Source organism: Paenibacillus sp. PK4536 (assembly GCF_028594455.2).
GTDB lineage: Bacteria > Bacillota > Bacilli > Paenibacillales > Paenibacillaceae > Saccharibacillus > Saccharibacillus nuruki.
On record NZ_CP126313.1, the window covers coordinates 1,457,809 to 1,480,393 of the forward strand.

Below are 22,585 nucleotides of genomic sequence, written 5' to 3' on the forward strand. Positions count from 1 at the left end.
CAATCATGCTAAGATTTAATGAAGAGATGAAGCGTAGAACAGACCGAAATATCATCTGTACAACTCAACATCATATGATCAGAGGAGTGGTAATCATGCTTAATATGTCATCGCGCAGTTATATTATATTCACACTTGTTATTAACGGTTTAATTCCGTGGGGCGTATATGTGTGGCTTTCCCCGTATGTAGGAGGTTTGGCTGCGTTGTCGATTGCGACCTTGATTCCTTTAGTGGATAATATCTTTCATTTTGCCAAGCACCGAACACTCGATGTGTTTGGAGGTTTAATGTTAATGACCTTTATTCTTTCCTTTGTGATGATCTTGTTGGGTGGCAGTGAGAAGATTCTTCTTTTGCGAGAGTCGATGATTACAGGTGTGGTAGGTATGGTCTTTCTAGGTTCATTATGTGCAGGCAAACCGCTTATTTATTATATCGCTAGTCGTTTTGCGACTATTACTCATTTCGAACAAAAATGGGAATATGCTTATTTTCGCAAAGTCATTCGAAATATAACGTTGATCTGGGGAGTTCTTCTGGTGCTAGAAGCTTGTACTAAAATAGTCATGGTCAACGAACTTAGTGTCATGCAGGTGCTTGCCTTATCCAGTATCGTATCTTATAGCTTTATTGGTGTAGCGATTGGAGCAACGATACTTTATCGCCGTAGATCAGCAGTTCATATGAAGCATCTACAACAATCGATGTCTTAAATGATCCCTATAAAGAAGTCCTTCATCGTTGAAGGGCTTCTTTTTTAGGTGTATTTCCTCTATGATATTCACATTGTATATACAACAAAGATCGCATGACATGATCTACTTAAAGGAGAACGACTATGACCGAGCAGATTATCACAGTACAACAAGTCTTAATAGCAGATACGGCTAAAAGCTTTATCACTAGAGAATTACCTTCGATCGCTGTTGAACTGGCAGGTATTCCGGAAGATCGCCATTATGGATTGTTACGTCCTGCCGATTCCAGACAGAAAATATATAAAAAAGGCACAATGATTGCTAATCGTAGACAGATTAGTATTGTATCTTATGAAGATTGTGAACAGATTGCGATACGTATGAAATTACCAGAAATAAAACCCGAGTGGTTAGGAGCTAATCTAATGATCCGTGGCTTCGATCAGTTGACTCATTTGCCAGCAGGAGCACGATTAATTTTCCCTGATGGTACAGGTCTAATCTGTGAAGGGGAGAATCTACCATGTATTTTTCCGGGTAAAGTGATTGAAGAGGTATATGATATTCCCAAGTTACGTTCCAAATTTGTACCTGCTGCCCGCAAAGCAAGAGGTATTGTCTGTTCGGTAGAACGAGAAGGTAGGATTGCTCAAGGCGATACTGTGCAGATTATTACTGCTCATTTATAAAAAAACATAACTGATTGTGCTATGTAAACATTACTTTTGATTGGACAGAAGCACTCTTATACTACTAAGCGCTTACGGTATACTATAGAAATAACAACGATAGACCTGTACTACTTTCAGCAAGGAGGATGCCAACGTGAGTACCGAACTTCATTTGCCAACTATCGAATTATGGTGTGGAAAAACTGCTTTTGCTAAAGGGAAATCGTATTACCGTAATGGTAAAGTATCCTTTATTCAGTATGATCAATCATCTTCTGTGTACCAAGCCATTGTACATATTCGAGCGAAACTGACCGAGCAGGTTTCTTTAAATATAGATGAAGAAGGGGAAGTGTATGCTCAGTGTACTTGTCCTTCTTTGTCCTCTTACGATCATTATTGTCAGCATATAGCGGCTGTATTGATCCATATCTATTATGCGCATCAGCAAGGGATTGTGCCGATCTTAATAGAGTCAGCGGTGAAGCCACAAGGGTTATCGATCGAACAACAACAAAAGATAGACCATCAGCAGGAAGCAGAACAGCTTATACAGCAACAGCACGCGGATGCCGCGCAATTAACACAGCATTTGTTATCTTTATTTGCTGACAAAAAACAGCGTCCTAGTGGCAGTCGAGCCTACTTTGAGACGCGAACGACTCTTCAAGTGGAATGGATCTGTAAGCCAATTGCTTATGGTAATCGACAATATCGTATTGGAATAGAGATGAAAATAGGACCCAAGCGTCTGTATATTGTGCAACAGTTTATCGAATTTTTGGAACATGTGAAGCGCCGGGAAAGTTATTATTTTTCCAAAGCATTTACGTATGATCCTGAATTGCATAGCTTTACCCGTACAGATGACCGTCTTATTCAGCATCTACTGGATATTATGCAAGAAGAACAGCAATATGGAAGCTGGGAATCACAGGGTGTTGTAGCAAGGCAAAATCCTCGTTTGTTATTAATTCCTGCATCACACTGGCAGGAAATCTTGCAAGAATTGTCTCAAGCTTCTTCTACTGTATTGGAACATACCGCTCAGCAATGGGGAGCAGTTGTACCCAGTGAAGAAGCATTGCCGATTCAATTTGAACTGGATCGTCATGAACCATTATCAGCCGATTCAATCAACCCTTCGCAGTCGTTAAGTGCGCCACCTCGTTATGAACTGCATGTAGAAGGTCTAGAACACCTTATCGTCATGGAATGGTATGAAACGGTAATCTCTTATAGTCAGATTATTCATGTGCCTGAAAACGAGTGTCAGCGTCTGAGTGAGCTTCAATCGGTATTGCAAGCTTCACCACAATATCGAACACACCAGACAATGACGATCCCTGAGGAACAATTAGAACCTTTTATCGAGCAAGTGATTCCCGGGTTAATGACATTAGGTCAAGTTCATATGACCCGTGCAGTCTCGGAATATATTGTACGCACACCGCTTCAAGCACGATTGTATCTAGATCGTGTACGTGATCGTTTATTAGCAGGCTTAGAATTCCAATACGGACAAGTCACCATCAATCCACTGGATATGCAAGGAACGCAATTACCTGAAGGGCAGATTTTGTTACGAGATGGGAAGCAAGAAGAAGAGATTATGATGTTGCTAGATGAAGGTTCTTTTGTACAGACAGAAGGCGGGTACTTTTTGACCGATGAAGACGCTGAATATGAGTTTCTTTATCATCTGTTGCCCCGTTTAGAAAAGTGGGTCGAAGTCTATGCTACATCAGCTGTCAAAGCCAAATTATACAATCCTTTGTCTGCACCCAAATTAAAAGTAAATACCGATCCTCGTCATGATTGGCTAGAACTGACTCTAGAGTTAGATGGGATAGCAGAATCTCAGATTATTGAAGTGTTGAACTCCTTAAAAGAACAACGACGCTACCATCGATTACCTAATGGCTCACTATTACCTTTGGAACAACAAGAATTTCGCAAAATTATCGCTTTTATTCAGCAAACGGGTATGGCGAAGTCGATGCCAATGGATCAGTATCTGATCGACCTTGAGTCCAGTGAAGAACAGACCGGACAGTTGAAGATGCGTATGCCACTGATGCAAGGGTTAGCAGGGTTGGATCAAGAATCGCAAGACGAAAGTGTGCAGTTTGGCAAGTCTTTGCGATTATTATTGGAAAATATGCGTAATCCAGATCTACGTGAAGAAGATGTGCCAGCGCATTTAGCTCCTATTTTGCGAGATTATCAGCAGTATGGTTATCAGTGGATGAGAACACTAGCTCATTATGGATTCGGTGGTATTCTGGCGGATGATATGGGGCTTGGGAAGACGTTACAAAGTATTACTTTTCTAGCTTCAGTCTTATCGGATATTCGGCAAAGTGGCAAGCCTGCATTGATTGTCACTCCGGCTTCGCTGATGTACAACTGGCAACATGAGATTCGGCGGTTTGCGCCAGAAATGAATATTTGTCTGATCGATGGTACCAAAACGGAACGTAATCGGCGGTGGTATCAATCGCTAAACCCTCAGACCAGTGATCAACCTGTAGTTGATGTGATTATCACATCGTATCCACTACTGCGTCGTGATCTAGAACAAGTGCATCATTCTTCTTTTCACACGTTGATCCTGGATGAAGCGCAGACATTCAAAAATGATCTTACGCAAGTGGCACGAGCAGTGAAGCAGATTCAAGCTCAGTATCGCTTTGCATTAACAGGCACACCGATTGAAAATTCGATCTATGAATTATGGGCGATTATGCATGTGGTATTCCCGCAGTTGTTAGGCGATAAAAAGACATTTGCTGATCTCTCCAAAGAAATAGTTGCGAAGCGCATCCGTCCTTTTGTATTGCGACGATTGAAAAAAGATGTGCTGAAAGAATTACCGGATAAGCAGGAGCATATGCTGGTGTCTGAACTTTTACCGGAACAGAAAAAACTATATGCCGCCTATCTAGCTAGGCTACAACAAGATGCACTGAAACATCTAAATGACAAAGCAGTTCCGCAAAATAAAATCAAAATTCTAGCCGGACTTACCCGTCTACGTCAGTTGTGTTGTCATCCGGCGCTATTTATCCAACAGTATCAAGGTGGGTCAGCCAAGCTGGAACAGCTGTTAGAGATTGTGGAAGAAAGTCTGTCTGCAGGTAAGCGATTATTGATCTTTTCTCAGTTTACCGAGATGTTAGGGATTATCGGTCGGGAGCTTCAGCAAGCTCAAGTTCCTTATTTTAATCTGGACGGAAGTACACCTGTAGCGGAACGTGTAGAACTCTGCAATCGGTACAATGAAGGAGAGCGAGATATCTTTTTGATTTCGCTCAAAGCAGGAGGCACAGGGCTGAATCTGACAGGAGCCGATACAGTGATTCTATATGATCTATGGTGGAATCCGGCGGTAGAAGAGCAAGCCGCTGATCGTGCACACCGAATGGGTCAGCAAAATACAGTGCAGGTCATTCGCTTAATCGCGCAAGGCACTGTCGAAGATAAGATGTATGAATTACAGCAGACCAAGAAACATTTAATCGACGAAGTGATCCAAGCTGGTAATGATCAACCAGCCTTAACAGCGTTAACCGAAAAAGAGATTCGCCAGATCTTAATGATCTGACGAATCTCTTTTTATAGTTAAGTGTGTATAACTTTAGTTATAAGCAATCATTACGTATGCATGTGCGTGTTCAGACCTTCTACACCTGCAATCACAATCGAATGATGAGCCAGTAGATCCAGATCATACGGAGAAGCTAACCGCTCGCCTGCTTCGTTATAAAGAATCCGAATAATAGGACGCTGAGTAATCGACTTATGAATATGAACAACAACACCTTTAAGACCATTGCTCAAAACCACCGTAAGACCGATCGGATAGATCGCAACACGACTTTTGAAAATTTCCATCATGTACTTATCATACATTGTTCCATAGCCTGCATATAAGACTTCCAATGCTTGATGGGGCAGTAGAGCAGAGCGATACACACGACTTGTCGTCAATGCATCATAAGAGTCTGCAATAGCGATCCATTTCGCATAGTCATGAATATCCGGTTCTGTAATTCCGCGCGGATATCCGCTTCCGTTCAATCGTTCATGATGTTGATAAGCACAATGTGCAGCAAGAAGAGGAATGCCAGGTTCGTCTTTTAACATTTTGAATCCGTATTCCGTATGAAGCTTAATTTCTTCATATTCCAGATCGGTGAGTCGTTCAGGCTTGGACAAAATAGAGCTAGGTATTCTGATTTTGCCGATATCATGTAACAGTGAACCAATACCGAGAACATGCAATTCTTCTGTGGAGTATCCGTGAACTTTGCCAAGTAAAAGGGTATAAATACATACATTCAATGAATGATGATACAAATATTGATCTTTGACATGAATATTCATTAACATGATCATCACTTCAGGATCGGTACTGATATCATTAAGGATAGAATCGACCACTCCTGAGAACGATCGTCCAATTAAAGGATAATTCTTTTTCTGAGCTTGAGGATCAATCAGACTGCGAAATCCAACCTGAATTTCTTGTAAAGCTTTGCGGCGTGTCTCCGAAGTGATAATATCTTCAACCACGATATCATCAGTGTCAGCATCTTGAATATAGACATAATCTAGACCATGATTATGTAGTTTACGAATAATTCCGTTGGTTAATTCAGCATCTACAGAAAGGAGTACGACTCCTTCATCATTGTATATTTTTTTGGCTAATCGCATTCCCGGCTGTAGGGAGGTAACAGGTATCAACCTCAATAGTAGTCACTTCCATCTATAATAGTTTAAGGTAACAATTCCGCTTAGCTTGTTAGGCGGAGAGTTTATAGGAGCGTCTTATTGAATCGTTCGAAAATCATAATAAACAAGGTTAAAAAAACCTCGAACCAGCCGGATGGGTAAGTTTTCTTCTGTTATTTCGGTTCGTGTCTATACGGTAGAGTTATCATTTCAATAAGTGATACGTAATATGCCGAATATGATAAAAGAAAATCACATCGGATTCCGCACAAAATGGTTATACTCATTATATCGACACTTCACACTTATTTAATAAATTATGTAAGCGAATTTGTGAGGAATTATTAAAAAATTAAATTCCTACTAAAAAGTTTTTCACCAAGCTACATGAATTATATAGGGATTTTTTAAAATGAACCAGAGAGATTATGGAAATCAATCACACAATTTTAGGAGGTTTACACATGGATTTAGGATTGCAGGGGAAATCTGTATTTGTTGCGGCGGCTAGTAAAGGATTAGGCAGAGCCAGCGCACTAGAATTTGCCAGAGAAGGAGCAGAAGTGACGATTGCTAGTCGTGATCTTGAACAGTTGCAACAAGCGAAAGAAGAGATCGTTTCAGCAACAGGCGCAACAGTAGATATTGTACAAATGGATGTAAATGATGCTACACAAATCAAAGAAGCCATTGAACAGACGATTACACGCAAAGGTCGCTTAGACGTATTAGTGACCAATGCAGGAGGACCTCCTGGAGGAACATTTGCAGATATGGAAGATGAGCAATGGCAACAAGCTTTTGAGCAAAATCTGCTAAGTACTATTCGCTTGATCCGTGCCGCTTTACCTGCACTACAAGCAAATACAGGTGGACGAATCGTAAATATTGCTTCTTCCTCTGTCAAACAACCGATCGACGGCTTGATTTTATCGAATGTATTTCGTGCCGGTATTCAAGCATTGACCAAGACACTTTCTTCAGAATACGGGTCAAAAGGGATTCTAATCAATACCGTCGCACCCGGACGTATCGCTACAGACCGTATTATCGAACTAGATAGCAAACGTGCCCAATCTCAGCAGATATCTGTTGAAGAACTACAAACGCAAACTAATGCACAGATTCCACTTGGTCGAATGGGTACACCGGAAGAGTTCGCACGAATGGTTGTCTTTTATGGTTCTTTTGCCAATACGTATGTCACTGGACAATCCTTAATTGTAGATGGAGGAACCATCAAAGCTATATAAATAGAATATAAAATATGGATCAGATATCCGTAGATTCTTTATATTCGTAACGATATAGGGAGAGATCGACTATCGGATGGAGACCAAATGAAATCCCTTCTTCTTCAAGTAACATCTGCTGAAGAAAGCGAGATTCATCGTCTGCGATAGCGATCTCTCCTTTAATATTCACCACTCTATGCCACGGAAGATGATGCTTCTCGCTCATCGAATGTAAAATGCGTACTACTTGTCTAGCTCCGCGTGGACTTCCTGCTTCTGCCGCAATCTGCCCATAGGTCATCACTTTTCCATAAGGAATAGCTTGAATAATATGAATAACACGTTCAGTAAATGGTTGCATATAATCCTCCTATATCATTCTCTTGTATATAGTTATTAAATAAGTAAATTCCCTCAGGTCTAAATACAGACACCAAAAGTCGTTTTTGTCTACATAATATGTCGAAAATTGTAATAAATACACTTTTTTTATAATAAAAAGATTGATTTTTAGATATAATGGGTATAAAGTCTTATACAATAAGAGAGTCAAAGGTACGAAATAAAGAATATAAGATATAAGAAAAAAGTCGTGTTTTTGCTGATATTTATCATTGTTCATCAAATTATATATATATGTAATCTAAAGGAGACCGGAAAATGTCTATTTTCTCACCGAAAAAATCAAGTCTTTCGCTTCATTCCCTTGTTGAAGAAAGCCAAAAAGTTCTAACCCAAATTGATCAGCAAAAAGAATTACCACAGTTAAAAGTAACTGACGCTTCACCTGACGTACAAGCATTGGTTATCCATATGAATCAAGCGTTAGAAACACTATACAATCAGAAAAAAGATATTTCACTACGTCTGGATCTAGTGACTGAAGCGATTCAAGTTGGATTATGGGATATGAATGTCGTTGCTGGTGATCCAGTGAACCCAAGTAACAAATTTACATGGACAGATGAATTCCGTCATATGATCGGCTACCGTGATGAAAATGATTTCCCGAATGTATTAGATAGCTGGGCATCTCTACTTCATCCTGAAGAACAACAATTTGTACTAGATGCTTTTGCAGCGCATTTACTAGATCACTCCGGTCGTACTCCTTATGATATCGAATATCGTCTGAAATTGAAAAATGGACAATACCGTTGGTTCCAAGCTACAGGTACAACGATTCGTGATCGTCAAGGTGTGCCTTTACGTGTGGCTGGAGCTCTATTCGATATTCATGACAAAAAGTTAAAAGAACAAGAGTTACAAGCGCTTGTTACTCGTTATGATCTGATTAACAAAGCATTGATCGAAGCACCGTGGGATATGGAAGTGATTGCAGGCGATCCAGTGAATCCCAATAATGCATTCTGGTGGTCCCCACAATTTCGTTCAACACTGGGCTTCCAAGATGAGAAAGATTTCCCTAACGTATTAAGCAGTTGGAGTGATCGTCTACATCCTGAAGACAAAGAGTATTCTTTGAATGCTTTTGCAGCCCATTTGAATGATCATACAGGACGCACACCATTCGATGTAGATTACCGTTTACAGTTGAAAAATGGAGAATACCGTTGGTACCATGCAGGTGGCGCAACGATTCGAGATAGCAAAGGATTACCAGTACGTGTAGCAGGAACGATTCGCGATATTACGTTTGAAAAAAATAAAGATATCGTTGTGGAAGGCATGAATAACCGTATGCAACAATTGTCTCAATCGATCAGCGAAATGACAACAGCGATGGCATCCGTATCCGAACAAGCGCAAGAAGTAGCTTCGGCTCAAGAGAAATCCACTGAAGCTGCCAATGAAGCGAAAAACAGTGCAGACGAAACCAAAAACATTTCTACCTTTATTCGTGAAATTGCGAACCAAACGAATTTGTTAGGACTGAATGCAGCGATCGAAGCCGCACGTGCTGGCGAATTGGGTATGGGATTTGCAGTAGTCGCCGATGAAGTTCGTAAGTTAGCTGTAAATAGTGCTTCTGCTACCGAAAATATCGAAACCAGCTTAAGCGATATGAAAGAATTGATCGAACAGATTCTAGAGCATATCGGTAATATGACGACAATGACACAGACCCAAGCCGCGTTAACCCAACAGGTAAATGCGTCGATGGATGAGATTAATCATATGGCAGAGTCTCTTGTTGATTTTGCGAAACAAATTTAAGTGTAGATGAAGAGAGTTTTACGTTAGTCTATGTATATAGCATAAACTAACAGAAGAGTACTCTTTTTATTTCTATAGATGTTCAAAAGATACTCAAAACAAAAAGACCTGTACACCGACCACTTTTCACAAAGTATCGGATACAGGTCTTTTTGATATTTATTCAAATCATACTAAATGATGAAATTATACTTGTTGTACTTTGAGCAAGTTGGTATTACCAGATTGTCCAATTGGCACACCAGCAGACAATACGATAACATCGCCTTTGTTGATGTAACCTGTGTTGATGGCATTACGTGTAGCAGATTCGAACATCTCATCAGTAGTGCTTACAGCATCGCCTTTAACCGGGATCACACCAGACAATAGACATACTTTAGCCATTACTGAATCATGTTGAGTGACTGCAAAGATAGGTGCTTGTGGACGGTATTTGGAGATCATACGAGCGGTAAATCCACTCTCTGTTGAAATAATGATCGCTTTAGCCGCTAGTTCAAGCGAAGCACTTACTGCACTCTGGCTGATCACTTCTGTGATGTTGGTAGAGTGTGCTGCTCTTTTTTTAGAAAATTGTTCGTAGTAGTCGATCATCGTCTCTGCACGTTGTGCAACAGCTGCCATCGTTTGAACCGATTGTACAGGATACTTACCTGCTGCGGATTCACCAGACAACATGACTACGTCTGCGCCTTGCAATACTGCATTCGCTACATCACTGACTTCAGAGCGAGTTGGACGCGGGTTCACTTGCATAGATTCCAACATATGTGTAGCAACGATAACAGGTTTACCTGCTAAGTTACATTTATCGATCATTTCTTTTTGCATCATGGGTACGTCTTGAATCGGAACTTCAACCCCAAGATCACCACGAGCAACCATAATACCGTCAGAAGCAACGATAATATCATTCAGGTTAGTCATACCTTCTTGGTTTTCGATTTTAGAGTAGATTTGAACATGTTCTGCATTGTTTTCAGCTAAGATTCCACGAATTTCGCGAATATCGTCGCCTTTACGAACGAAAGAAGCAGCGATCATTTCGATGTTTTGCTCTAATCCGAAGTGAATATGCATAACATCACGTTCTGTTACCCCTGGCAAAGTTGTGTGAATACCCGGTAAGTTTACACCTTTACGAGGTTTGAGTGTACCACCGCTAATAATATCGCAGTAGATATCGTTTCCTCTGATTTCACGTACATTCAGATCCACCAGACCGTCATCAATAAGAATGCGATCTCCTGCTTTAACAACTTCATTTAATTCAGAATAGTTTACACCGATACGTTCAGCATCGCCCAAAATTTCATCTGTTGTCAAAATCAATTGTCCGCCTGCACGTAATTCGCAGGAAGCTTCTCTTAATTTACCGATACGGACTTCAGGTCCTTTGATATCCATCATAATTGGAACAAATGTATTCAGTTCAGAAGCAGCTTGACGTACATTCTGGATACGCATCACATGATCTTCTAATTCACCATGAGCCATATTCAGACGAGCTACCGTCATACCCGCTTTAATCATTTCTTTTAACATTTCTACAGAATCACAAGCAGGTCCCATCGTACAGATAATTTTAGTTCTAAGCATTGGTTATCCTCCTAGAAGCGATTTTATTTAGTATACACTTGAATGATTTTCGCACAATCAAATCAATTCATATTTCTTTCAATAAACTTGATTGTACGAAAATCATAATCAATTTCGTGATTATTCTATATGCGATAAAACACTTTTCATAAATTATTGTACCTGTAATAAACACAGTATGCTATGAACTATAGTACAATTAGTAGACTATAGTACGCTAAAATAGAAAAATTGATGTCGGAAATGCTCATATTATAGGATTGAACTTGCGATAAAGGAGAAAAGATGCACATGTTGGAGATTGTTGATATACAGGAGCATGACAAGGTAGATTGGTATGAGAAAGAGCCATGTAGAGGACAGATCTATTGCCTTAGTCTAGTGACTTATGGAAAATGTGTATATTGGGTGAATGAGCAAAAGCAGATTATTGAAAAAGGAGAAATGCTACTTATTCCTGCTCATCTTGCATACTATGGCAAAAGTATTCCTACTATGATGCACACTAAATTAGTCATTTATTTCCGTGTGCAACAAGCAGATTTAGAATTATCGATTTTGCGTCAAGCTGAGCCGTTAAGACTCAAACTAGGCTGTTATGATCTTATTCATGAAAAGCTAAAAGTGATTATTTTGCAATGGACAGAGCATACACCGTATTACGAATTGATGACACAGACGTTGTTAATGCAGTTATTAATTGAAGTCAGTCGTGAATACGATCAGAAGTTAATCAGTGCAGACAAACATCAATTAGTCGATATGATGAAGCACTATATTCAGCGTAATTACAACCATCGTATCACCAAAGAACAATTAGGTGAAGTGATTGAGCGAACACCGAATTATGCCGCTAATCTGTTCAAAAGTGTTACCAATCAGACGATCAGTGACTATGTCCATCATCAGCGGATGAAGCGTGCGGTGTATATGTTGACAGAATCTCAATTAACAATTGCAGAGATTGCTGAATTTTTGGGCTATCGTGATTTGTCATACTTTTATCGTGTATTCAAGCGCATGATGGGGACTGTTCCTTCTGAGTTGATGCAAGATCGTCCACCGATTTTATAACTAAAATATACGCACTACAATCGTTCACGAGTCTGTTTTGGCGAATGACCGATTACTTTTTTGAACATTTTAGAAAATAAAAATGGATCTGTGTACCCGACTGAACGTGAAATATCGCTGATTGATAATTGACTATGATGAAGTAACTCTAACGCTCGTTTCATTCGGTATTCGATCATAAATTGCTGAAGCGATACACCAAGTTCCGCTTTGAACAGACCGGATAAATAGGTACGATCCAGACCGACAGAAGCAGCGATATCCAGTACATTAATCTTCTGGCTGTAGCTATTTTCAATATATTCAATCGCTTGTTGCAAATAACGTTCTCTTGAAGGAGCTACCCGTAATGGAGTAGTTGATGCAGGAGCACAAGCTATTAATTCATAGATTAACTGATACAACATACCTTGCGCATAGACATCTTCGCCCGGTTCATTATAAGCGGCTAACAATTTATCATAAAAATGCTCAAACCATGACCGTCCCTGACTATCATACACAGGATGATCAAGTGTAAGATGCGCCCGTTGCATTAATGATTTGGCGTTGATCCCTTTAAATCCAATCCACGTATAGACCCACGGATCATCTGCATCTGCTTCATAATTCATAATCACATCTGGAAAAATCAGAAACCCTTGCCCTGCGGTAAGATGATATTCTCGCTCTTGAATCCGTAGAACACCTGATCCTTGATGAATATAGTGAAGAATATACGAATCTCTAACACCGGGGCCCCATGCGTGATTAGCCGTACATTGTTCTGTTCCAAAAAATAATAGGTTCAAATCCATAGGTGGGTAAGATACCGAATGAGTGTAATGCGTATACGGTAAATGGTTAAGCAACATCGTATCGATTCCTTTCCAAAGCACAATCGCTATCTATATATCTTTAGTATATCGTACATATTGACTTCATAAATAAAAAGATAAAATGGGATTATACCATGTTTATGATACTTTACTCTATGTTCTTATAAAGCGCTTACCTCTATAGTTAATCGTATTGAAGGCGCTTCATCAGATCTACATATGGAGGAAAATAATCATGAATAAAATTACTTTTATCGGCGCAGGTAGTACTGTATTTGTCAAAAATGTTTTGGGTGATGTGATGTTAACAGAAGCTTTGCAAGGCTTTGAACTTGCTCTATATGATATCGACCTCAACCGTTTGCAAGAATCAGAAAATCTATTAAATAGTATTAAAAACACCGTAGGTAGTACATGTGAAATTGTGACGTATCAAGACCGTAAAGAAGCGCTACGTGGCGCTAAATATGTGATTAATGCGATTCAAGTCGGCGGATATGATCCGTGTACGATCACTGATTTTGAAATTCCTAAAAAATACGGATTACGTCAAACGATTGCAGATACGTTAGGCATAGGCGGGATATTCCGTAATTTGCGTACGATTCCAGTGATGCTTGAATTTGCAAAAGATATGCGTGAAGTCTGTCCGAATGCTTTATTTTTAAATTATACCAATCCGATGGCGGTACTGACCAATGTGATGAATACCTATGGCGGGATTCAGACAGTGGGATTATGCCATAGTGTACAACAATGTATTCCGAACTTATTTGAAGCGCTCGGTATCGACCAGACGGGTATTCAGGCGAAAATCGCAGGTATTAATCATATGGCATGGTTACTTGAAGTGACGCGAGATGGTGTCGATCTCTACCCTGAAATTAAACGTCTTGCCGCTGAAAAGCAAAAAACCAAACACGATGATATGGTACGTTTTGAGTTGATGTTAAGATTCGGCTATTATGTGACCGAGTCATCTGAGCATAATGCAGAATATCATCCGTATTTTATCAAGCGTCAGTATCCGGAATTGATCGAGAAGTTCAATATTCCATTAGACGAATACCCACGTCGTTGTGTAGAGCAGATTAAAGGATGGAATGAAATGAAAGAACAGTTATTTGCGAGTGAGCATATCCAGCATACACGTAGTATGGAATACGCTTCTTATATTTTAGAAGCAATCGAAACAAATACACCGTACAAAATCGGAGCCAATGTGATGAATACTGGTCTGATTCCGAATTTGCCAACAGAAGCTTGTGTCGAAGTGCCTTGTCTAGTCGATGCTTCAGGTGTAACGCCAACGTATGCAGGCAATCTACCTCCACAATTAGCGGCACTGAATCGCACAAGTATCAATACTCAATTGTTGACGATCGAAGCGGCGATCACAGGCAAAAAAGAACATATTTATCATGCGGCTATGCTTGATCCTCATACTGCTGCCGAGTTATCAATTGACGATATCGTGGCACTGTGTGATGAATTAATCGAAGCACATGGAGATTGGTTGCCTAAATATATCTAAAAAGCTAGCGAGAAATATAGCCGAAATGGTACTCCTATGCTCCACAGGCATGTTATGATAAAGTCTAACATCACTTTGAAGAACATAGGAGAATATGCTAAATGATGAGTAAAAAATCATGGTCTTTGTCGTTACTGAGCGTGTTACTACTATATATAGGATTTATGCCAACGATGTATGGTGCAAGTTCGACATCGACTTCAAGCACAGATATCTGCTCGACCAATACTAAAGTACGCAAACATTATATTAATGTCTCCGTAGCGACTTTATGGAAGGAGCCCGGATTAGAACGTAAACTAGATGCCCCTTCGTTATCAAGTCCAGTCGATATGAAAAAGTGGACGTCATCGATGTCTTCCACTACACAGCGTAGATGGTTAACTGGCAAAACAGAAACACAAGCTTTGTATGGACAAGAAGTACGCTTGTTACAAGTCAAAGGGGATTGGGCACAGGTCGCTGTTGTGGGACAATCGACACCCAAAAGCAAATATGGTTATCCAGGCTGGTTGCCTAAAGTGCAAGTTAACACATTAAGTACTATCAATTATAGCCAGTGCCCTGTAGCGATAGTGAGTGCTAAGACAGCTCTTGTATACAACGCCGATCAGACCACCAAACGTATTGAAGTTAGCTTTAATACACGTTTTCCTGTGATTGCTCAAGAAGGGAGCTGGGTGCAAGTCTGGACACCTGCTGAAGGCAAATCATGGATACAGCAATCAGACGTGGCGGTATATGACTCATTGAAGGATATCCCTAAGCCAACAGGTGCTGATCTGGTAGCAACAGGTAAGCAATTTCTAGGATTGCCTTACTTGTGGGCAGGTATCTCAGCCTATGGATTCGATTGTTCTGGATTTACATCGACAGTGTACGGTTATCATGGTATAGCCCTACCTCGTGATGCTTCAGCTCAGATCAAAGAAGGTACAGCGGTAAGCTGGAATGATTTACAACCGGGCGATCTAATGTTCTTCGCAACTAAAAATGGCAAAGGTAGTGTGCACCATGTCTCCATGTATATTGGGAATGGACAAATGATGCATTCACCAAAAGCAGGTAAAACGGTAGAAATCATTTCAATCAACACAAGCGCTTATGCTAAAGAATTTGCAGGTGCTAGAAGATATCTTGATTAAAATGATGCTCAAAATCAAAGATTAATCAGAACTCTATGCCTTGAAAAGGGTATAGAGTTTTTTTGTATGCAACAAATTATAAGATTACACTTCATATAATTCATATAAACATTAATTAATTTACATATAAATAAATAATTAGCTTGAAATAATCCGATAAACGCTATATATTATGTTTGTAAGCGTTTTTATAAATAAAAATATTTCAAATTACTAGATATAAAACATTCTAAAAGATAATAAATGTATTAACGATTAAATATCTTGCATCCAAAAGGAGACTCATTAATGACAAAACACATGTGGACCAAAACAAGTCTGCTGGCATTAACAGCTGCATTACTTTTACCGGTAGGGCCAGCATGGGCAAGTGATAATGGCAATACATTATCAGCGTCTGAATCTGTATCTACAAGCAATCAAGCCCCTACATATCAGGAAGCTTCTGTGCATGATCCGTCTGTGATTCGTGTCGGCGATGAATTTTATATTTTTGGTTCTCATTTAGCATCTGCCAAGTCTAGTGATCTCATGAACTGGCAAATGATCTCTTCTGGTGTCGCCAATGGTAATCCGTTGATTCCAAATGTGAAAGAAGAGCTTAAAGAAACATTCGATTGGGCACAGTCAGATACCCTTTGGGCAGCAGATGTGATCCAGTTAGCAGATGGCAAATTTTATATGTACTACAACGCTTGTAAAGGAGATTCTCCTCGTTCGGCATTAGGAGTAGCGGTCTCTGATAATATCGAAGGGCCTTATAAAGATCAAGGTATTTTCCTCAAATCAGGGATGTGGGGCGAAGTTGGAGAAGGGGGTAAGATCTATGATGCTACCAAAGATCCAAATGCGGTTGATCCCGATACCTTTTTCGATAAAGAAGGCAAGTTATGGATGGTGTACGGATCTTACTCTGGCGGTATCTTTATTCTGCAATTAGACCCTGTGAGTGGTAAGCCTCTTCCCGATCAAGGTTATGGTAAAAAGTTAATCGGTGGCAATCACAGTCGTATTGAAGGGCCTTATATGTTATATAGCCCTGAAACGGATTATTACTACCTGTTCTTATCTTTCGGTGGACTGGATTCATTCGGGGGATACAATGTGCGTATAGCTCGGTCGCACAATCCGGATGGGCCTTTCTATGATGCACAAGGTAACGATATGACCAATGTCCAAGCCGATCCAGCCAAGCCACTATTCGATGATGCTTCGATTGCTCCATATGGTGTGAAAATTATGGGGAATTATCAGTTTGAACGTGCGATTGGTGATCCGGGTGAAGGTATCGGAGCTAATGCGGTATCACCCGGGCATAATTCGGCTTACTATGATGAAAAAACAGGCAAGTATTTTCTGATTTTCCATTCACGGTTTGTCGATCGTGGGGAAGAGCATGAAGTACGTGTACATGAAATGTTTATGAATGATCAGGGATGGCCGGTTGTGGCTCCTTATCGTTATGCAGGAGAAGCCGATCCTACTTCAACCATTCAAGCCAAAGATATCGCAGGTGAGTACCAGTGGATCACACAGGATAAAGAAATCAGTGCGAGTGTCCATTCATCAGTGACTGTGCAACTGCAAGCCGATGGTCAGATTACAGGAGCCGTACAAGGCACATGGACATTGCAGGGCGATCATGATGTACAGATTAAGATAGGCAATGTGCAATATGATGGTGTCTTCTTACATGAGACGAACCCACAATCAGGTGAGACTACGCTAACCTTAACAGCGCTATCAGAAAGTGGTGTAGGTGTGTGGGGTAGCCAGATGCAGCCCAGAAAAGACAAGCAATTCGTATCCGCTGTGGATAAAGATCTTGATCTGGGCGATATTAGCAGTGTGTTCTATAACCTTGATCTACCTGCTAAAGGTACGCATGACACGCAAATCACATGGAAATCATCCAAGCCAAACATCATCTCCGACAAAGGAGTCGTGACACGTCCTGAAGCAGGAACAGGTAATGCCAAAGTCACGATGATTGCAACGATCACCAAAGGCGATGCCAAAAAGAATAAAAATTTTAAAGTGACTGTGTTAGAACAAGGACGTGGCCCACTATTAGGTGAATATCACTTTGATCAGACGTCCGGTACAACCGTACAAGATAATACGTACAATCATTATGACGGTACACTTCATGGAGCGACTTGGACAACAGCAGGTAAGCAAGGTGGAGCAGTAGAGCTGAATGGTGCTGACGGTTATGTACAATTGCCAGGAACCGTTACCGATGGACAAGACTTTACATTTGCCGGTTGGGTGAAATGGCAAGGTGGGGCGCCATGGCAACGTATTTTAGACTTTGGGGATGGGATGAATAGCTTTATGTTTTTGACGCCTTCTCAAGGAACAGGGATGCAGTTTACGATCCATCAGCAAAATACGGATCAAAATCTAATCACTTCCACACCGCTTCCTTTAAATGAATGGGTACATGTAGCAGTCACTATTGAAGGAAAAACAGGCAAATTGTATGTGAATGGGAAGTTGTCTGCAACCAATGAAAAGATGACTTTTAATCCGAGTGATCTCATGACTCGTGAAGCATATTTAGGCAAAAGTCGCTTTGCAGCAGATGCGTATTTCAAAGGTGCCCTAGATACAGTACAAATTTATAACAAAGCGTTAAGCGAAGCAGAAGTTCAAGCGTTAGCAAAATAAATCACTCGTGAATCACAAATAGAATGACAGACTAATCATGTACCAATCCAAAGGTAGTCATAAAAATCAAATAGCAAAAAAGCGTCGAGTGCTGTATAGGCTCGACGCTTTTTGCTGTTCTCACAGAAACAGTATCTACATTTGTAAAGTGTATTACATCATAGGTCTTCCGTAATACATGATACAGAGAAATTGCAATCAACTGAGATCAGACCAAATGCAAATGCTGTTCAATCTGATCAGCCATATCCCAATCTTGCTTGGCTTTTTCAGTTTCTCCTAAAAAGTCGTAGATATAAAAACGATTGCGATAATACAATGCACTTGTCGTAGGATCACATTCTATTGCTTTGCTGTAATCCGCTAGAGCCGCTTCATAATCTTTGAGTCTTTGATAAGCAAAACCGCGGTTATTATACGATAAAGCATGGGTGGGATCAATAGAGATTGCTTGATCTAGGTACTGAATAGTTAATTCGTAATCTTTATTGTCTAAACAATACCAACTACACTCAAAATAAATCCAGACTGCATCAGGTTCAATCTCCATTAAGCGATGATAATCATGAATCACCCATGAACGGTATCCTTTGGCTTTGTACAGCGCAATTCGATTAATATAAGCTTGCTTATTGTGTTCGTCTAGTTCTATTGCTCTCGCATAATCGTGTAAAGCCAGTTCGTCTTCTTGCTTGCATTGATAAGCCCAGCCACGACTTACATAATATTTAGATGTATTAGGATAGAACGTAATAGCCATATTATAATCTTGAATCGCTAAATCATATTGTTGACGATGAAGATAGATCAATCCTCTATTGTTGTAAGCTCGTGCTTGATTCGGTTGTAGCTCTATAGAGCGTGTGTAATCTTCAAAAGCCAGATCAGCACGATCATACACTTCATTATGAATCCAACCTCGATTGTAGTACGCATCACCATAACCGCTTTCTAAAGCAATATACGTATTCAAATCTTCCAGTGCCAGCGCATACTCTTGCAAATCGATGTACAATAGTGCCCGATTGTAGTGCATATCGATATTATAATCGCCACATTCGCTTGCTAATTGGTAATATTCTAACGCTCGCTGGGTATCCTCTATTTTGCCATAGTAGATTCCTAGATTCACATAAGCATTCGCATAATTGGCATCCAATTCGATTGCCTGTTCATAGTCAGCAACTGCTTGCGTATAGTTATCCACTCGGGCATAGGCGACCCCGCGATTATAATACGCATTGGCATCGGGTTGAAGCTCAACAATCGTATTCGCATATTCAAGTGAGCGATAAAGGTCTTTCTGTACAAAATAAATCTGACAACAATGATAATACGCATCGATATGCTTAGGATAACGATCGATCGCTTGATGGTAACTACGTAAAGCTAGATCTAAGCGTTGATCTTGTTCATATAACAATGCCCGTCCAAAATACGGAATATCATTTTCAGGATGATACTGAATCGCTTGTTGATAATCTTTAATCGCCAAAGCAGGTTGCTTCATATTCTCATAGACTTCTGCGCGCAAAATATGTATTCTCGCCAACAGCAAATGATCCGCAGTCTGAGCGATTAACATATTCAAGCGTACTAATTGATCATAATTATGTTCTGACTTACGAATATGATCCAATTGTTGCTGTACTTCTCGATGTAAGCTGAGATTGTGGCTCGCTTGTAATTGTACCTGTATCAAACGATACAGCTTTCGCAGACCTCTAACTGCATAGACCCCTATAGTAATCAATGCAAAAACAATACCAATTCCAATAACGATCCATATCGGATTCCATAGATCAGGCGTACTCCATACCAGAAGATAATGATTCATCAGCAACATCCCTTAATATTCTCAAATGTAGGAAATAGAATAAGTACATTATAAAGTTTTCCATATCATATATGAAGAAAAGATTAGGAACAATAAAAAAATGTCGAAAAAACACATATTTCTATTTGACATTCATTTAAATTCGTAATATGATTTGACCAGAAAACTAAATTGGTTTTTTGGTCATGGAGGTAGAGCGAATGAATGATATACTAAACCAGAACCACCATTTGGAAGAAGAGTCTTCTTTAGAACAAATGTTGACGCTATTCATTTTTGGATCACTGGAGGATATCATGATGGAAGAAATATATGTAGACGAACGACGTTTGAAAATTTTAAATGCAGCCAAACAGGTGTTTTCTTTGTTTGGTTATAAAGGAACGACTGTGGAGCATATTGCTAAAACAGCAGGCATTAGCAAAGGTGCAATCTACCTCTTTTTTGAGACCAAAGAAGATATTTTAAAAGCGATCATTCATAATGTGAATGATGATCTGGCTCAAACGATTGATGACAATATGGCTATAGAAGGAACGATTCATGAAAAGCTTCATCATACAATACAGGGGTGTATGCAGTTCCGTAAAGATCATGAATTATTAAATAAACTCGAGCAAGAAGCTGTTGAATATTCGACAGAAGCTTCTAAGAACGCACTGGCAGAGATCAATTGTGAGACCGTTCATTTTATCGCCAGTCGCTTGGAAAAAGCGGAACAAGAGAATTTGATTCAAGTACCAGATAAGTTATTAACTGCTTTCTTACTGTGCCGTATGTATGAAGCATTGGTATTTGAATGGGAAAAGTTTGGTGATCCGTTGTCAGCAGATGAAGTGTTGGAACAGATTAAACGATTTATTTTATAACTATTTTTGGAATGATAAGGAGCAGATTAGAATGAAAATACGCAGTTTATCTGCTTTGTGCATCGTCTTAATGATGACTATTTTGAGCGCTTGTTCTACAGCAGATAGTCAAGCGCAAAGTGCCGAGCAAGCAAATGTGGAGTTAACCACTGTCAAAAAAGTAGCTTTAGATACAACCTATGATCTATCAGGAACATTAGCAGCATCAGATGAATATCCAGTGTCTTTTGAAATTAATGGAACGGTAGAAGACGTTCGTGGCAGTGTAGGGGATACCGTGAAGCAAGGAGAGTTACTTGCTAATCTAGATCCTGCTGATCTTCAATTAAAAATAAGCGATGCAGCGCAAGCCGCTCAGCAAGCACAAGCCGGTATCTCTAGTGCACAAGCAACATTGAAAAGTGCTCAAGGTGGGCTAAGCAAAGCACAGGCTTCGAAGCAATCGGCAGCCGCAGGCGTAGCCGCTGCAAATGCTAAAGTAGAAAGTGCTCGTGCAGCAGAGCGTGGAGTCACCGATGGTGCACGTTCACAACAAAAGAATCAAGCTATTAATGCTGTTAACAAGGCACAGACGACATATAATCAAAACAAAATTGAAGCGGATCGAGCTTCTACTTTGTATCAAAATGGGCTATTAACTAAGCAAGAGTATGAGCAAGCACAGACAGCGGTAGAAGTCGCTGAGCAAAGTCTGAATGATGCGAAGCAACAACTATCTCTTTTACAAGAAGGAGCAAGTGCATCTGACCGTGCAAGTGCAGCATCAGCAGTTAAAGAAGCTCAAGCTGGCGTGCAATCTGCTGAAACAGGTATACAACAAGCAAATGCAGAAGTGGAGCAAGCACAAGCCGCGATTGCACAAGCACAAGCAGGTGTAGAACAAGCACAAGCAAGCTATCAACAAGCGATTGTCGCTCAAAAAGAAGCAGCGCTTAGTTTATCCAGAACGACATTGAAATCTTCTGTAAGTGGTGTGATTTTGGAGAAAGATATCTCAAGCGGACAGACTATCTCAGCAGGAACTCCTGTATTTACAATCGGTAAAGTGAATCAGCTTAAAGTATTGCTACCGATTGCAGACCAAGAATTGAAAAACTGGAAAGTCGGTCAAAAGATCAGTATCAATCTGTATGATCAAGTTCGTACAGGAACAGTCAAAAAATTATATCCAGCTACCAACAAAAATACCGGTTCAATCAATGCAGAAGTGGTCATTGCTAATCCACAGCAAGATTGGAAACCCGGGCAAGTGGTTAAAGCTTCACAACAAGCTACAGGACGAACAGGCATTGCTGTACCTGCTTCGGCTGTGATCAGTACCTCGAACAATCCTTATGTATTTGTGAATCAAAAAGGAAAAGCAGTTAAAAAAACCGTTCAAATTGGTGAATTATACAATAATCAGTATGAGATCAAGTCTGGTCTACAAGTGGGTGATCAGATTGTCAGCAGTGGTGCCGATCGTCTAATGAATGGCGATGTGTTGCAAGTACAGAAGGGGCAATAAC

General features: G+C 40.1%; 16 protein-coding genes. 11 read left to right on the plus strand and 5 right to left on the minus strand.

Translation table 11 applies throughout. The annotated features are described in order from the left end of the window. Nucleotides 1-95: 95 nt before the first annotated feature. From PO903_RS06700 to PO903_RS06710, 3 genes are all read left to right on the plus strand, one after another. The gene (locus PO903_RS06700; protein ID WP_273592945.1) at nt 96-716 is read left to right on the plus strand and encodes a VC0807 family protein; all 621 of its coding nucleotides are present in this window, start codon (nt 96-98) and stop codon (nt 714-716) included. Between the two features lie 125 nt (nt 717-841). After that, nucleotides 842-1,390, plus strand: coding sequence for an MOSC domain-containing protein (locus PO903_RS06705; RefSeq protein ID WP_273592946.1), 549 nt, complete (start codon nt 842-844; stop codon nt 1,388-1,390). A 136-nt stretch (nt 1,391-1,526) separates the two neighbouring features. Further along, nucleotides 1,527-4,979 carry a DEAD/DEAH box helicase gene (locus PO903_RS06710; RefSeq protein WP_273592947.1) on the plus strand — a complete coding sequence of 1,151 codons (3,453 nt, stop codon included), beginning with the start codon at nt 1,527-1,529 and terminating at the stop codon, nt 4,977-4,979. 50 nt (nt 4,980-5,029) lie between these two features. Here PO903_RS06710 and PO903_RS06715 read toward each other — a convergent pair whose 3' ends face one another. Beyond that, entirely contained in the window at nt 5,030-6,130 is a 1,101-nt protein-coding gene (locus PO903_RS06715) for an HD-GYP domain-containing protein (protein ID WP_069329713.1), read from the minus strand. 446 nt (nt 6,131-6,576) lie between these two features. Here PO903_RS06715 and PO903_RS06720 point away from each other — a divergent pair, with 446 nt between their 5' ends. Further along, nucleotides 6,577-7,365 (plus strand): SDR family oxidoreductase, encoded by a 789-nt coding sequence (locus PO903_RS06720; RefSeq protein ID WP_273592948.1) that lies wholly within the window; start codon nt 6,577-6,579, stop codon nt 7,363-7,365. 19 nt (nt 7,366-7,384) lie between these two features. On the opposite strand, the gene PO903_RS06725 is transcribed toward PO903_RS06720, so the two are convergent. After that, on the minus strand, nt 7,385-7,708 hold the full coding sequence (locus PO903_RS06725) for an MGMT family protein (protein ID WP_273592949.1): 324 nt from the start codon (nt 7,706-7,708) through the stop codon (nt 7,385-7,387). Nucleotides 7,709-8,013: 305 nt separating this feature from the next. Here PO903_RS06725 and PO903_RS06730 point away from each other — a divergent pair, with 305 nt between their 5' ends. Continuing rightward, nucleotides 8,014-9,525: a methyl-accepting chemotaxis protein gene (locus tag PO903_RS06730; protein ID WP_502921681.1), complete on the plus strand. Its 1,512-nt coding sequence runs from the start codon at nt 8,014-8,016 to the stop codon at nt 9,523-9,525. 186 nt (nt 9,526-9,711) lie between these two features. Here the strand turns inward: PO903_RS06730 and pyk are convergent, their stop codons facing one another. Further along, complete coding sequence (gene pyk, locus PO903_RS06735; protein ID WP_069329703.1) at nt 9,712-11,127, minus strand: pyruvate kinase; 1,416 nt, start codon at nt 11,125-11,127, stop codon at nt 9,712-9,714. Nucleotides 11,128-11,418: 291 nt separating this feature from the next. On the opposite strand from pyk, the gene PO903_RS06740 reads away from it, so the two are divergent. After that, complete coding sequence (locus PO903_RS06740) at nt 11,419-12,201, plus strand: helix-turn-helix transcriptional regulator (RefSeq protein ID WP_273592951.1); 783 nt, start codon at nt 11,419-11,421, stop codon at nt 12,199-12,201. A gap of 14 nt (nt 12,202-12,215) precedes the next feature. Here PO903_RS06740 and PO903_RS06745 read toward each other — a convergent pair whose 3' ends face one another. Further along, nucleotides 12,216-13,055: an AraC family transcriptional regulator gene (locus PO903_RS06745; RefSeq protein ID WP_273592952.1), complete on the minus strand. Its 840-nt coding sequence runs from the start codon at nt 13,053-13,055 to the stop codon at nt 12,216-12,218. A gap of 199 nt (nt 13,056-13,254) precedes the next feature. Between PO903_RS06745 and PO903_RS06750 the strand changes: the two genes are divergently transcribed. The 3 genes from PO903_RS06750 to abnB all read left to right on the plus strand — a co-directional run bounded on the left by PO903_RS06750 (nt 13,255) and on the right by abnB (nt 18,371). Continuing rightward, complete coding sequence (locus tag PO903_RS06750) at nt 13,255-14,553, plus strand: alpha-glucosidase/alpha-galactosidase (protein ID WP_069329700.1); 1,299 nt, start codon at nt 13,255-13,257, stop codon at nt 14,551-14,553. A gap of 101 nt (nt 14,554-14,654) precedes the next feature. Continuing rightward, nucleotides 14,655-15,698 (plus strand): C40 family peptidase, encoded by a 1,044-nt coding sequence (locus tag PO903_RS06755; protein ID WP_273592953.1) that lies wholly within the window; start codon nt 14,655-14,657, stop codon nt 15,696-15,698. 288 nt (nt 15,699-15,986) lie between these two features. Next, nucleotides 15,987-18,371, plus strand: coding sequence for an arabinan endo-1,5-alpha-L-arabinosidase AbnB (gene abnB, locus PO903_RS06760; protein WP_273592954.1), 2,385 nt, complete (start codon nt 15,987-15,989; stop codon nt 18,369-18,371). A 208-nt stretch (nt 18,372-18,579) separates the two neighbouring features. Here the strand turns inward: abnB and PO903_RS06765 are convergent, their stop codons facing one another. After that, the gene (locus PO903_RS06765; RefSeq protein ID WP_069329697.1) at nt 18,580-20,208 is read right to left on the minus strand and encodes a tetratricopeptide repeat protein; all 1,629 of its coding nucleotides are present in this window, start codon (nt 20,206-20,208) and stop codon (nt 18,580-18,582) included. Nucleotides 20,209-20,408: 200 nt separating this feature from the next. On the opposite strand from PO903_RS06765, the gene PO903_RS06770 reads away from it, so the two are divergent. Together PO903_RS06770 and PO903_RS06775 are read left to right on the plus strand one after the other, a co-directional pair. After that, the gene (locus tag PO903_RS06770) at nt 20,409-21,077 is read left to right on the plus strand and encodes a TetR/AcrR family transcriptional regulator (protein ID WP_161594289.1); all 669 of its coding nucleotides are present in this window, start codon (nt 20,409-20,411) and stop codon (nt 21,075-21,077) included. A 31-nt stretch (nt 21,078-21,108) separates the two neighbouring features. After that, a complete protein-coding gene (locus PO903_RS06775) occupies nt 21,109-22,584 on the plus strand; it encodes an efflux RND transporter periplasmic adaptor subunit (protein WP_083243675.1) in 1,476 nt (491 codons plus the stop codon). The last annotated feature ends 1 nt before the right edge of the window (nt 22,585 follow it).

What these genes read in the sequence shown, in the direction of transcription:
- PO903_RS06700 (WP_273592945.1), top strand. Translation starts at nt 96, where the DNA reads ATGCTTAATATGTCATCGCGCAGTTATATTATATTCACACTTGTTATT.
- PO903_RS06705 (WP_273592946.1), top strand. Translation starts at nt 842, where the DNA reads ATGACCGAGCAGATTATCACAGTACAACAAGTCTTAATAGCAGATACG.
- PO903_RS06720 (WP_273592948.1), top strand. Translation starts at nt 6,577, where the DNA reads ATGGATTTAGGATTGCAGGGGAAATCTGTATTTGTTGCGGCGGCTAGT.
- PO903_RS06725 (WP_273592949.1), bottom strand. Translation starts at nt 7,708, where the DNA reads ATGCAACCATTTACTGAACGTGTTATTCATATTATTCAAGCTATTCCT.
- pyk (WP_069329703.1), bottom strand. Translation starts at nt 11,127, where the DNA reads ATGCTTAGAACTAAAATTATCTGTACGATGGGACCTGCTTGTGATTCT.
- PO903_RS06740 (WP_273592951.1), top strand. Translation starts at nt 11,419, where the DNA reads ATGTTGGAGATTGTTGATATACAGGAGCATGACAAGGTAGATTGGTAT.
- PO903_RS06745 (WP_273592952.1), bottom strand. Translation starts at nt 13,055, where the DNA reads ATGTTGCTTAACCATTTACCGTATACGCATTACACTCATTCGGTATCT.
- PO903_RS06750 (WP_069329700.1), top strand. Translation starts at nt 13,255, where the DNA reads ATGAATAAAATTACTTTTATCGGCGCAGGTAGTACTGTATTTGTCAAA.
- PO903_RS06755 (WP_273592953.1), top strand. Translation starts at nt 14,655, where the DNA reads ATGATGAGTAAAAAATCATGGTCTTTGTCGTTACTGAGCGTGTTACTA.
- abnB (WP_273592954.1), top strand. Translation starts at nt 15,987, where the DNA reads ATGACAAAACACATGTGGACCAAAACAAGTCTGCTGGCATTAACAGCT.
- PO903_RS06765 (WP_069329697.1), bottom strand. Translation starts at nt 20,208, where the DNA reads ATGAATCATTATCTTCTGGTATGGAGTACGCCTGATCTATGGAATCCG.
- PO903_RS06770 (WP_161594289.1), top strand. Translation starts at nt 20,409, where the DNA reads ATGAATGATATACTAAACCAGAACCACCATTTGGAAGAAGAGTCTTCT.
- PO903_RS06775 (WP_083243675.1), top strand. Translation starts at nt 21,109, where the DNA reads ATGAAAATACGCAGTTTATCTGCTTTGTGCATCGTCTTAATGATGACT.